Raw genomic sequence first — 11,898 nt, forward strand, 5'->3', positions numbered from 1 at the left:
CGCCACGCGGCAGGATCAAGCTGTGGAATCTCGGCCGCTGGATGACGCGGCCTGCGACGAGCCAGCAGAACCCGTCGACGACGAGTCAGCAGCTTCGGATGCAGCGACGTCGGGCTTCGCGGCATCCTTGGAGTCGTCGTCCTTCATGGCCTTCATCTCACCCTTGAAGACACGGGCTGACTGGCCGAGGCTCTTTGCCAGCGCGGGCAGCTTCGCCGCGCCGAACAGCAACAGGATCACCGCGAGAATGATCAGCAGGTGCGGCCACCCGAATGCGTTCCCCATGGGGTCTCCTCACGATTGCGGTGTGTGCAGTCTACCCCGGCGCCGCTCACAGGTGCCGGAACCTGGCCTGAGAACCGTCGACGTCGTTCGTTTGGTCTGCCTATGTCAGCTCGGGGTATTGGGCCAGGCCCGCCTCGGCCCACTCCCGCGCCGCCTCGCGGGCGCCGATCGGCGCGAGAATCCGCACGTCTCCCCCTCGACGTGCTGCCAGCCGCCGAAGGCTCACCTCGTCGGCTACGCGCATCCGGGCGGTGCTGACGCCCGAGGTCGTCGTGACGGTCGCTCGATCGAGATAGTCACCAAGAAGAGGCGCGACGGATGCCGGAAACTCCAACGTCACGATCACCTCGTCACCCGCGTTCTCCCCGGTCGCATCAAACCACTCCGGCGCCGGTTCCTGCCCGTGCGCTATCGGGATGTCGGTCAGGACCAGATCGCTCACGCGGTCGAGGTGGAAGGTCCGCATCGCCTCACGCAGATGACACCAGCCCTGGAGGTACCACTGCCCCTGAGCGATCAGGACCTTCACCGGGTCAACAGTCCGCGTTGTCGGAGCACGTTCGGGAGTCTTGTAGGTGAAGCTCACCGCGACGCGCCGCGCCAGAGCATCCGTCACTAGCCGTCGCACGGCATCCACCGGTTCTGAGGCCACGACCACCGCAGCGGGAGTACGGGAGGCGCCCCGGCCGAGCTTTGACAGCAACCCGGCATACAACTGCGAGTCCCCGACGCCGGGAATCGTGGCGGCAAGCTGAAGGCCCGCGAGCAGCGCCGCAGCCTCCCTCGCCGTGAGGCGAGGCGCGCGTTCAAGGCCCACCGAGTTGGTGATGACGATGAGGTCACGTTCCTCGAGGAGGTCCCAGTCGATGTCGAACAGCTCGTTTGCCATCTGCCAGTAGCCGGAGTCACCCGGCAGGCCGATCACGGTAAGCCCGCGCACCATGGTGCGCATCTGTTCGGCGGTGACGTCGAACTCATCCGCTGCCTCGGCGACAGACACTTCTCCCTTCGAGATGAGGTACGGAACGAGCTGCAACAGCAACGCCGCGCGGTCAGTGGCGACGGATGCCCCGCTCACTGGACCGCTCCGGCATGTGCGTTGCGCACGGCTCGAAGCCGGCTAATGACCTCAGACCTGACCTCATCCGGTTCGACGACACGGACTTCCGGCCCGTACGACGCCACCTCGTCGGCAAAGACATGAAGGTCAACGTAGGGCACCCAGTAGCCCTGGGCCGCAGGTTCGGCTCGACGCGACAAACGTAGCCAGGCTTCGGTGCCCGGGTCGATCTCTAGGAGGGCCCACTGTCGCGCCGCGAGTTCTCGTAGACCCGCAAGGGCTCGCTCCCCCGCACCCTCACGCAACGCTGGATCTCCGACAGTGCGAGTGATCACCACATCGTCGATGATCCGCGTGAGTAGGAAGGTGCGCGGCGCGTCGAGGTCGAGATCCAGGCCGTACACGTGCCACCGAGCCTCGAACTCGACGAGCGCGAGCGGCTGAAGTCGACGCACACGCGGCGCGGCGCTTCCCGGCCGCATGTAGCGGAAGCTCACGATCCGCGAGTCCTCGATCGCGCGCTGCAGGGGGGCAAACGACGGCTCGCGCAGGCTGATCCGCGGCGAGTACCCGAGGATCGGGTCCTCCAGCGGGATGCCGAGCGCACGGATCTTGCGTAGCCCGCTGCGAGCGTCGGCCGACAGAGAGCTTTCGCTCCACACGCCCCCCGCGAGATTCAGCAGCGCTAGTTCGGCGGGGGTGAACTCGATGTCGGCGGGCAGCTCATACTCTGCGGTGGGGACGCGGTACCGCGCCTCCCGGAGATCGTCAGGATCGGCGCGATCGCCGATCGTCTCGATCGGCACACCGAGACCGCGGAGGCTCTCTTTGTCGCGCTCGAACATCTTCTCGAGCGCATCCTTTGAGGTACCGGCCTCGGACTGTTCGCGGTAGCCCGAGACAGACGACAGAATCGTCTCCTTCGTAAGCCCCTGCTCGGTCGCCATCAGGGCAACCACGAGGTTGACGAGCCGCTCCTCGGGCGGGATGCGCGCAGTTGACTTCGAGGACACGCCCCTCATCCTAGGTGCGCAGTGCGCGGCATCCCCCCTTGCCGGGGGTGATTTGGACTAGGACGCGGGTTCAGGATCGAGGCCGAGGATGTCGATCACGAAGACGAGCGTTGCTCCGCCGGGAATCGCTCCCTGCCCCGCATCGCCGTAGCCCTGATCGGGGGGCACGACGACGAGCACCTGCGAGCCGACAGTCTGACCCTCGAGAGCCGCAGCGAAGCCCGGCACCACGGCGGTCAGATCGAACGAGACCGGGTCGCCATCCCAGCTGGTGTCGAAGACCTCGCGTGTGTCCCACAGCAGGCCCGTGTAGTGGGCGCGCACCGGCCTGTCACCGGTCACGACCTCGCCATCGCCCTTCTTGATGGTCTGGATCGAGAGCTCGGTCGGTGCGGGGGCGTCGGGGATGATGACCCCGGGCCGCCCGTTCGGGGCGCGGACCACGGAGGGAAGACCGTTGCTGTCGGTGAACTGGTCAGCACCGTCCGCCTTTGGCAGGTAGACCTTCCGCACGTCCACAACCGCCACGGCAGAACTGCCCTCCTCGAGCCCGATCTGGGTCGCAGCTTCCGGGTTGATGGCATCGGATGGGAGCGCGATGACAACGCGGTCCCCCTCCTGTGCGCACTGCAGCGATTCCTCAAGGCCGGGTAGCGTGTCGATCCACCGCGACATCGAGAAGACGCTCGAGAGCGTCTCGTCGTAGGACGTGGCGACAGCGGGCTGACCGGTCTTCCCGTTCAGGACCACCATGTCGAGGACGACCATCTGGTTGGGCGTGGAGATTGGGGTGCCCTCGCCCTCGGTGAGGTCGGTCCACGCCAACTCATCCACTTGGAACGGCGTATACACCTCGACGTCGGGGGCCGCACCGAAGTCGCCGGTGACGCTGACGAGATCGGTCACGGCGGGATCGGTGTCGGTGACCCGCGCGCACCCGTCAGACGGGCTTGCCGAGCAGCCGACGAGCGCGGCAGCAGTCAGTCCGAGGGTCGCGAGGAAGGCGGGTGTCTTTCGCACCGGATCAGTCTAGGCGGTCGGGCTCTACCGTTTCGGCAGCCGCCGCAGGGGCCGCGCCGGCAGCAGCGTGGCGCGCACCGTCGGCCGCGCGCTGCGCCTCGCGAACTCGCTTCCGCAGGTTCTTGTCGGTGATCTGACGGTCCCCCACGGCGCCGGGAGTCCACAGCTCGACATCCTCATCGCCGTAGCTGCTCTTCGAGGCTCGCCGCTTCTGCTCGGGGGCGACAGCACCCGGCGCAAGGCGGCGCGCCCACAGCAGGAAGCCCGTGTGAGCGACCATTCGGTGGTCGGGGCGCACGGCGAGACCCTCAACATGCCAGCCGCGGACCATCGTCTCGTTCGCATCGGGTTCGGTGAACAAACCGGTGTTGCGGATGTACTCGGCGACGCGACTGAGCTGGGTCGCGGTAGCGACATAGCAAAGGACCACCCCTCCCGGGGTCAGGGCCTCGGCTACCGCGTCGATGCACTCCCATGGCGCGAGCATGTCGAGGATGACGCGGTCGACCGTTCCGGGCTCGACAGCTGTCGGAAGCTCGGTCGCGAGGTCGCCGACGCGCACCTCCCAGGATGCGGGGCGGTGACCGAGGAACGTCTCGACGTTGGCCTGGGCGACCTCGGCAAACTCCGGCCGTCGTTCGAACGAGACGAGACGGCCGGCGTCACCGATCGCGCGCAGCAGCCAGAGGGAGAGTGCACCGGAGCCAACGCCGGCTTCCACGACGACAGCGCCTGGGAACACGTCAGCCTCGGAGAGGATCTGCGCTGCATCCTTCGGATACACGATCGCTGCCCCCCGCGGCATCGACATGACGAAATCACGCAGCAGCGGGCGAAGTGCCAGATACTCGTGACCCGCACTGTTGACCACGACCGATCCATCGGGGATGCCGATCAGGGTCGAGTGCGGCAGGACTCCATGATGCGTGTGGAGTTCCCCACCTTCGCGAAGCGTGATCGTGTGAAGCCGGTTCTTCGGGCCGGTGAGTTGGACGCGATCGCCAACGCGGAAGGGACCGGACAGACGGGGTGTCGTGCTCATGCGGCACCGACCTTTCGATGTGCCCGGTGAAGCTCACCGAGGTCGGAGGCACTCACGCCGTGAAGCGTGGGCCACACCGCGTGGGCACCCGCTCCCTCGAGCGAGACCATGGCTGGAACGCCCAGGACAACCGACCCTGCCGCTACAGCAGAGCGCAACCCGTTCGGCGAATCCTCAATGGCCAGTGTGTCGACGGGGTCTACGCCCAGCGACGCGCACGCCTGAAGATACGGATCCGGATACGGCTTCGGGCGAGTGACGTCATCCCCTGCAATCACGATGTCGAAGGCGTCGAAATCGATGAGCTCGGCGATATGGGTAGCCATCCGTCGCATCGACATCGTCACCAGGGCGGTCTTCACACCGGCATCCTTGAGGTCGGCAAGAAGTTCTCTCGCGCCCGGGCGGAACGGAACCCCGTCCCGAGAAATGCTGCGCATCACCTCAGTGGTGAGGTGATCGATGATGTCGTGGCTCGACATACGCACTCCCTCCCCCTGCAGGATGCGCGCGGAATCCTCGAGAGCGAGCCCGACCAGCGACAACGCCTTCTCGTGGGTCCAGGTGCCACCGTAGCTTTCGACAAGCGGCGTCTCCGCGGCGATCCAGTACGGTTCGGTGTCGACGAGCGTGCCGTCCATGTCCCAGAGAACAGCGGAGAGGGCGGATGGTGCAGTCACCGAACCATGCTACCGACGGCCCCACTGGCGATCACCCACGCCCAGGTCCCCACGACCTCGACGTTTCTCGCACTCGGCTGACGGCAGCGTCCTATTCTGGATGGATCGCCACCTGAGGAGGTCACGTGGAGGGACTGGGACGCAGGGTTCTCGTCGCCGCATTCGACGGCTGGAACGACGCAGGTGAGGCAGCGTCCTCCGCGGTAGCTCATCTGCGCGACTCCGGCGGCTACGAAACTGTCTACTCGGTCGACCCCGAACTGTACTTCGACTACCAGTACACGCGTCCGCAGATTCGTACGACGGCGGATGGCGCGCGGGAACTCACGTGGCCCGAGACGACCATCCTCAGGCCGACCCGGGCAACACGTGGAACGCAACTCTGGCTTCTCACGGGAGTCGAGCCTGCGCGAGCATGGCAGGCTTTCGCCTCCGAACTCGTCGATGTTGCCCTGCGCGAAGACATCACCGGCTTTGTATCGATGGGGTCGATGATGTCGGACGTTCCGCACACTCGCCCGATCTCCGTCTTCGCGGGTAGCGAGAGCGAGCCGGTGAGGGCAGCCTTCGGACTTGAGCGCAGCTCCTACGAAGGACCCGTCGGCATTCTGAGCGTGATCTCGCACGTTGCCACAGCCGCCGGCATCCCGTCAGCGCAATTGTGGGCGAGCGTGCCGCACTACGTCGCCGGGCACACTCCCTCACCTAAGGCGAGCCTGGCGCTGCTCGATCGGCTCGAAGACATCACCGGCGCGAAGGTCGATCGGGGAGATTTGCCGACGCAGGCACGCACGTGGGAAGCATCGATCGATGCGGCGGCAGCGGATGACGAAGAAATGACGGAGTACATCCACCAGCTCGAGCGCACGCGAGACACCTGGGACTCACCGGAGGCATCCGGAGACGCGATCGCGCAGGAGTTCGAGAAGTACCTGCGTCGCCGCGGCGATGGACCCGGTCGCGGTGGACGCGACGAGCCTCGCAAACCCTGACATCTTTCGGCTGGAGCCGTCGACTCAGTAGGGCTGGATGATGCCCATGCTCAGCAGCACGAGCAGGATCGCACCGAGAGCTACCCGGTAGACCACGAACGGCAGGAAGCTGCGCTTGGAGATCCAGCTCATGAAGAATGCGATAACACCGAGTGCGACGACGAACGCCACACCGGTGGCGGCGGCGGTCTCGATCGGGGTGAACGGCCCCTGCTCGTCCCAGCTCTTGGCCACCTGATAGAAGCCACTCCCGAAGACCGCGGGAATCGCCAGCAGGAACGCGTAGCGGGCGGCAGCCGCGCGCTCATAGCCGAGGAACAGCCCCGCCGTTATCGTGCCTCCCGAACGCGACACCCCGGGAATCAGCGCAAGAGCCTGCGCGAACCCGAAGATGATGCCATGCCCCAGGGTGAGCTGGTCGAGCTTTCGACGCTTCGCACCCACAAGGTCGGCGATGCCCAGCAGCACACCGAAGAAGATCAGCATCCCGGCGACCAGCCACAGCGATCGCAGGGTCGTCTCGATTTGATCCTGGAAAAGCAGACCCAGCACGACGATCGGCACCGACCCGATGATGATCAACCAGCCCATGCGGGCGTCCGGGTCGTTCCGCGGCACCTTGCGTACGAGAGCGAGTGACCATCGCGAGACAATCCGGACGATGTCGCGCCAGAAGAACACCACGACTGCCGCCTCGGTACCGATCTGGGTGATCGCGGTGAAGGCGGCACCGGGGTCCTGCGCACTCGGGAGGAATTCCCCGAGGATGCGCAGGTGAGCACTCGATGAGACCGGCAGGAACTCTGTAAGTCCCTGAACAAGGCCGAGGATGATTGCTTCCAGCAGCATGGATGCCTTCCGACTCAGTACGACAGCAGCAGGTCGGTCAACACGCGCTGACCGAAGACGAGCGAGTCGAGCGGGACCCGCTCGTCAACGCCGTGGAACATACCGGTGAAGTCAAGGTCAGCAGGCAACCGCAGCGGCGCAAACCCGTAACCACGGATGCCAAGAGCCGCCAGTGCCTTGTTGTCGGTGCCACCGCTCATCAAATACGGGAGCACGGGGACACCCGGGTCGTGTCGCCCGAGGGCAGCGACCATGGCATCCACGAGTTCGCCCTCGAACGGGACCTCGAGACCGATGTCGCGGTGAACGACCTCGATCTCGATGTCTGATCCGACGATGTTCTGGATGGCACGAAGGGCGCCGTCTTCGCCGTCCGGAAGCGTGCGCACGTCGATCAGCGCTTCGGCGCGGTCGGGAATGACATTGTGCTTGTATCCGGCAGTGAGCCCCGTCGGGTTGGCCGTCGTGCGGATGGTTGAGCGGAGGAATCGCGAAGCCGGTCCGGCCGCCGCGGCTACGGCATCCGGGTCATCGGAGGGCTGCCCGGTGAGTTCGGCAATCCGCTGCGTCAGCCGCTCCGTCGTCGTGGTCAGTTCCACCGGCCACGCCGTTCGCCCGAGCGCGGCGACGGCTTCGGCGAGACGGGTGACGGCGTTGTCCTCGTGGAATGCGCTGCCGTGCGCGGCCCGGCCCCGCGCGACGAGGCGGATCCAGACGAGAGCCTTCTCGCCGACTTGCAGGAGATAGGCGCGGCGTCCAGCAAGGTCGATCGAGTACCCGCCCACCTCGCTGATGGCTTCGGTTGCGCCGGCGAACCACTCGGGACGGTCACGAACGACCAGAGCGGATCCCTCGCCGCCGCCGTTCTCTTCGTCAGCGAAGAACGTGACCACGAGGTCGCGCGCTGGCTGACGCCCGCTGCGCAGGATGTCGCCAACGGAGGTCAGGATCATGGCGTCCATGTCCTTCATATCGACAGCGCCGCGTCCCCACAGCATGCCGTCGCGAATCTCTCCCGCGAACGGATCGACTGACCAATCCTCAGCCACCGCTGGGACGACGTCGAGATGACCGTGCACCACGAGTGCGGGCTTGTCGCGGTTGACGCCGGGGATTCGCACGCCGACGTTCGTACGCCGTTCAATCGGCTCGTAGATCTCCGGAGTCAGGTCGAGCTTGCGAAGGTAGTCGGCCACGTATTCTGCAGCTTCGCGTTCACCCCGGGCATGTCCGCCACCCCAGTTCGTGGTGTCGAAACGGATGAGATCCCTCGCGACGACGACGACTTCGGGGAGCTCCGATTCGGTTTGCGACACGGCCACCAACCTACCGCCCTCAGGCGACGCGAATGTTTCGAGCAGAGTCCGTCAGCGATTATCGGCGGCGCCGTTGTCGTGATAATGTCGATCTTCGGTTGCAAGACCAACACCACTCTGCGCGGGTGGCGGAATAGGTAGACGCGCTAGCTTGAGGTGCTAGTGCCCGTATAGGGCGTGGGGGTTCAAGTCCCCCCTCGCGCACGCGAATGAAATGGCCCCTGACCTGGGATTTTATGTTCCAGGTTGGGGGTCGTTTTCGTCGGAAGTGCTAGAAAAAGTGCTAAGCCTTGCCGAGATGGGCCGCGAAACGGTCAACTGCCGACCTCTGCATGGTCGGGGTGACGTGGGAGTAGATGTTCATCGTCGTGGTGATCGTTGAGTGTCCGAGTCGTTCTTGTACGACCTTGGGGTGTTCTCCGAGTTCGAGCAGCAGGGTCGCGTGGGTGTGACGTAGCCCTTTGATCGTGACGCGGTGCAGGGAGTCGAACGTCGCGGTGGCCCACTGGAGGCGGCGATCCCATCGGCTGGTCATCGCGTCGGGGGAGCGGAGCTTCCCGTCGTCGTCGCCGAAGATGTAGGCGTCAGCTTTCGCAAGCTCGAACGACACCTCGGCGCGTGCCACCTTGAACGAGGCGAGCACCTTGAGAGTTTCGGCGTCGATGTCGATGACGCGGGCTTGCCCGGTCTTGGTGGTCTTCGTCTTCGTCCAGTCGTCGGTATCGACGGCGCGGCGGATGCTGACGCGCATCGTCTTGGTGTTGATGTCCGACCATTTCAGGGCGAGGGCTTCGGAGCGGCGCATGCCGGTGTAGGCGATGAGTCGCCACAGCGGGAACAGCTCGTCTTCGAGCGTGTCGCGGTTCCAGGTGAGGAAGGTCTGCAACTGCTCGGCTGTCCATGTCGCGATCTCGGGTTTCTGCGCCCGCACCTCGCTGGACTTCGGGGGCTTCACGGTGCGCTTCTTCTTCGCCGGGTTCACGGTCAGGTGCCCGTCGTCGATCGCGGCGTCGAGGATCGCCCCGAGCACGACGTGCACCTTGTGAACCGAGTTGGCCGAGAGCGGCTGTCCTTTGCCGTATTCGTCGTTGCGGCCGTGGTCTTCGAGGTCGCGGTAGTGGCGGGCGATCCTCGTGGCGGTGAGCTTGTCGAGCCGGATCGCGCCGAGCTGGGGGCGGATGTGGTTGCGGATGATCTTCTTGTACCCCGTGATCGTGGAGGCTGCGAGTTTGAGCCCCGCCACCCATTCGTCCGCATAGGTGCCCACGGTCGGGACTTTGTTGCCGAACTTCTCGTTCTGCTTCCGCTGCTTCAACGCCTCCTGCAAGGCGTCGTTGGCCTCGTCGGTGCTGGTGAACCCGGAGCGGGTGAGCCTGCGCGATCCCATCTCGGGGTACTCGGGGTCTTTCAGGACGTAGATCTGGAACCGCCACCGCTTCCCTGCGTCGGTGTCGTAGGCCTGGATAGAGCCTGGCTGCCGCGAACGGGAACGCCGCTGCTGCTTCTCACCCTCGCCGCCTGTGTCGGCGTGCTGTTTCTTTGTCATGACAGGGTGCTCCTTGCCGTGGTCTTGCCAGGCCGGTGGCTGTCGGCGTAGTTCTCGGCGTAGTCGGCGGCGTTGAACACGCGCCCCTCCGGGTCGAGCTGCACGCCCCGCTCCTGGATCACGCGCGCGCGTGCCCGCGCCGCCTCCAAGCGTTCCTGGTAGGCGGCGATGGTCTTCGGGTGCGCGCTGGGCTTCTCGGGGGCGTCCGGGCTTGGGGCGGTCATGCCTGCGAGGGTGGTTTCGAGGTGATGGATGCGGTCGGTGCAGATCACCCATTCCTGCTGCCAGTAGTTGAACAGCCCCTCGTCGGTGAGGACGAGTTCCCCGCGCATCCACCTGTCGATCTCTTCCGGCTCATACCCCTCCGGCACCCCGGTCAGCGTCGTCTGCTCGTCCGGGGGCGTCAGGAGTGCGGCAGGGGTAGTGCGGAGCAGGTAGGCGATCACGGTCAGGTCGTCCACGTCCACGCGGCGATCCCCGGCCTCCAGCTTGCTGATGCCCGAAGTGGAGAGCTTGCGCCCAGCGGCTTTCAGCCCGTCGGACATGGTGCGCAAGTCCATCCCGATTGCTTGACGTGCCGCGCGGATGTTCTGCGCGACGTGCGTGTTCGTGATGCCTGCGGGGTTGCCCCGCACCCTCTCGGTTTCCATAGTAGAAAACTACAACGCAATGCTTGACAGCGCAAGTGCGATTCTCTACGGTGGGATGAACCACATTTCTCGGCGCTGACACGAACGGATGGTGCGACATGCGGCAGAGCACCCTCGACATGGACGACCTCCGCAAGCGGCGCAGCCTGGTCATCACCCGCAAGGAAGCCGCCGAAGCCCTCGGCGTCGATCCCCGCACGATCACCACGAGCATCAACGAGGGCACGATCCCGCATGTCAAGCTCGGGCGGCGCATCGTGATCCCGCGCGAGAAGTTCCTCGCCCTCTTCGCCGATGCCGTGACCGATACCGGCGAGTCCTGACACTCGGATACGGCGGTGCCGATTCGGCACCCCCGTGTCCGGCTTCCCGGTGAATGTCGGAGGAGCGACGTAAACTAGCCCCAGAACGCCAACCACAAGGAGGCACCCGCATGGCTCTCAAGACTCCGGTATCCGAGGCTCATGTCCGGCGCGTGCTCGCGGAGGTCGAAGCCGGGCAGGTCACGGCCGGTGCCGTCGTTTCTGAGACGGATCGGGAGATCGCCCGCCGCCAGGTGCGCGGCGAGCTGTCCGCGGACGAGGCAGTGCGCGAGGCGATCGCGGCGACGCTTGACCGCTTCCCCGAGAAGTAACCCGTCCGGGCAGGAGCACCAGTGCCCGACCGCTACAGCTACCCGAACAGCCTGGTTCTGATCAACAAACTCGGCATCACCGACTACGACCGATGGAAAGCCGTCGAGACGGCCGCGATCCATCAGCGCATGGTCGAACTCACCGAACACCCGATCCCCGGCCGATACGACCTCCCACACTTGCAGGCCATCCACCGGCATCTGACGCACGACCTGTATGTCTGGGGCGGCGACATCCGCGACACCGACACGCACCCCGGCGGCACGGGCATCGCGCACTGCCGCCCGCCGTTCATCGTGCCCGAGGCCGAGCGCGTCTTCGGCGAACTCGCCGCCCGCGACCACCTCCGCGGACTGGACGCGGATGCGTTCTCCGATCAGCTGGCATGGGCGTGGGGTGAGACGACGGCGATCCACCCGTTCCGCGACGTGAACACCCGCAGCCAGCACATCATGTTCAACCAGCTCGCCCGCGACGCCGGATGGGTCATCGACTGGTCGCAGATTCCCGGCGACGTGTTCGCCCACGCCCGCACCCTCGCCATCGTGGAAGACCACACAGGCATCGACGCGCTGATCCGACCGAACCTCCACCGGCTCGACGCAGGCAGGCCACCTGCGGAGGCATTGACGGCCGAGCAGGTGCGCAGCTTCCAAGCACGGGGCATCTCCCGGATACCGGACGCGCTGGATCGCGAACTCGACGCAGCCCGCCGCCGACGTACTCACCCGACCCCGGAGCCGTTCAGTACGGAGACACGCCGCCCGGAACCCCCAACGCCCCACGGCGGGCTGTCTCTGTAGCCTCACC

At 65.8% G+C, this 11,898-nt stretch carries 14 protein-coding genes and 1 tRNA gene; 5 read left to right on the forward strand and 10 right to left on the reverse strand.

Annotated elements, in window-relative coordinates; genetic code table 11:
• Positions 1-15 precede the first annotated feature (15 nt).
• The 6 genes from tatA to AADH62_RS08630 all read right to left on the reverse strand — a co-directional run bounded on the left by tatA (position 16) and on the right by AADH62_RS08630 (position 5,100).
• A complete protein-coding gene (tatA, locus tag AADH62_RS08605; protein WP_228179074.1) occupies positions 16-285 on the reverse strand; it encodes a Sec-independent protein translocase subunit TatA in 270 nt (89 codons plus the stop codon).
• 100 nt (positions 286-385) lie between these two features.
• Entirely contained in the window at positions 386-1,363 is a 978-nt protein-coding gene (locus AADH62_RS08610) for a WYL domain-containing protein (protein ID WP_341579071.1), read from the reverse strand.
• Complete coding sequence (locus AADH62_RS08615; RefSeq protein WP_341579072.1) at positions 1,360-2,358, reverse strand: helix-turn-helix transcriptional regulator; 999 nt, start codon at positions 2,356-2,358, stop codon at positions 1,360-1,362. The genes AADH62_RS08610 and AADH62_RS08615 overlap by 4 nt, the downstream gene beginning before the upstream one ends.
• 57 nt (positions 2,359-2,415) lie before the next feature.
• Positions 2,416-3,378 carry an FKBP-type peptidyl-prolyl cis-trans isomerase gene (locus AADH62_RS08620; RefSeq protein ID WP_341579073.1) on the reverse strand — a complete coding sequence of 321 codons (963 nt, stop codon included), beginning with the start codon at positions 3,376-3,378 and terminating at the stop codon, positions 2,416-2,418.
• 4 nt (positions 3,379-3,382) lie between these two features.
• Positions 3,383-4,420, reverse strand: a complete 1,038-nt coding sequence (locus AADH62_RS08625) for a tRNA (adenine-N1)-methyltransferase (protein ID WP_341579074.1) — start codon at positions 4,418-4,420, stop codon at positions 3,383-3,385.
• On the reverse strand, positions 4,417-5,100 hold the full coding sequence (locus tag AADH62_RS08630; RefSeq protein ID WP_341579075.1) for an HAD family hydrolase: 684 nt from the start codon (positions 5,098-5,100) through the stop codon (positions 4,417-4,419). The genes AADH62_RS08625 and AADH62_RS08630 overlap by 4 nt, the downstream gene beginning before the upstream one ends.
• Before the next feature lie 125 nt (positions 5,101-5,225).
• On the opposite strand from AADH62_RS08630, the gene AADH62_RS08635 reads away from it, so the two are divergent.
• Positions 5,226-6,092 (forward strand): PAC2 family protein, encoded by an 867-nt coding sequence (locus AADH62_RS08635; protein WP_341579076.1) that lies wholly within the window; start codon positions 5,226-5,228, stop codon positions 6,090-6,092.
• A gap of 24 nt (positions 6,093-6,116) precedes the next feature.
• On the opposite strand, the gene AADH62_RS08640 is transcribed toward AADH62_RS08635, so the two are convergent.
• Together AADH62_RS08640 and AADH62_RS08645 are read right to left on the reverse strand one after the other, a co-directional pair.
• Positions 6,117-6,941, reverse strand: a complete 825-nt coding sequence (locus AADH62_RS08640; protein WP_341579077.1) for an undecaprenyl-diphosphate phosphatase — start codon at positions 6,939-6,941, stop codon at positions 6,117-6,119.
• A gap of 14 nt (positions 6,942-6,955) precedes the next feature.
• Positions 6,956-8,263: a M20/M25/M40 family metallo-hydrolase gene (locus tag AADH62_RS08645; protein WP_341579078.1), complete on the reverse strand. Its 1,308-nt coding sequence runs from the start codon at positions 8,261-8,263 to the stop codon at positions 6,956-6,958.
• A gap of 113 nt (positions 8,264-8,376) precedes the next feature.
• On the opposite strand from AADH62_RS08645, the gene AADH62_RS08650 reads away from it, so the two are divergent.
• Positions 8,377-8,461 (forward strand) — tRNA-Leu (locus AADH62_RS08650).
• Positions 8,462-8,540: 79 nt separating this feature from the next.
• On the opposite strand, the gene AADH62_RS08655 is transcribed toward AADH62_RS08650, so the two are convergent.
• Both AADH62_RS08655 and AADH62_RS08660 read right to left on the reverse strand, forming a co-directional pair.
• Positions 8,541-9,803 carry a tyrosine-type recombinase/integrase gene (locus AADH62_RS08655; RefSeq protein ID WP_341579079.1) on the reverse strand — a complete coding sequence of 421 codons (1,263 nt, stop codon included), beginning with the start codon at positions 9,801-9,803 and terminating at the stop codon, positions 8,541-8,543.
• Positions 9,800-10,453, reverse strand: coding sequence for a helix-turn-helix transcriptional regulator (locus AADH62_RS08660; protein WP_341579080.1), 654 nt, complete (start codon positions 10,451-10,453; stop codon positions 9,800-9,802). Before AADH62_RS08660 ends, AADH62_RS08655 begins: the two co-directional genes overlap by 4 nt.
• Before the next feature lie 98 nt (positions 10,454-10,551).
• On the opposite strand from AADH62_RS08660, the gene AADH62_RS08665 reads away from it, so the two are divergent.
• The 3 genes from AADH62_RS08665 to AADH62_RS08675 all read left to right on the forward strand — a co-directional run bounded on the left by AADH62_RS08665 (position 10,552) and on the right by AADH62_RS08675 (position 11,891).
• Positions 10,552-10,776 (forward strand): helix-turn-helix domain-containing protein, encoded by a 225-nt coding sequence (locus AADH62_RS08665; RefSeq protein ID WP_248539278.1) that lies wholly within the window; start codon positions 10,552-10,554, stop codon positions 10,774-10,776.
• 110 nt (positions 10,777-10,886) lie between these two features.
• Positions 10,887-11,087: a hypothetical protein gene (locus tag AADH62_RS08670; RefSeq protein ID WP_341579081.1), complete on the forward strand. Its 201-nt coding sequence runs from the start codon at positions 10,887-10,889 to the stop codon at positions 11,085-11,087.
• Between the two features lie 21 nt (positions 11,088-11,108).
• Positions 11,109-11,891, forward strand: coding sequence for a Fic/DOC family protein (locus AADH62_RS08675; protein ID WP_341579082.1), 783 nt, complete (start codon positions 11,109-11,111; stop codon positions 11,889-11,891).
• The last annotated feature ends 7 nt before the right edge of the window (positions 11,892-11,898 follow it).

It is taken from the genome of Microbacterium schleiferi, assembly GCF_038150145.1.
Taxonomy (GTDB): domain Bacteria; phylum Actinomycetota; class Actinomycetes; order Actinomycetales; family Microbacteriaceae; genus Microbacterium; species Microbacterium schleiferi_B.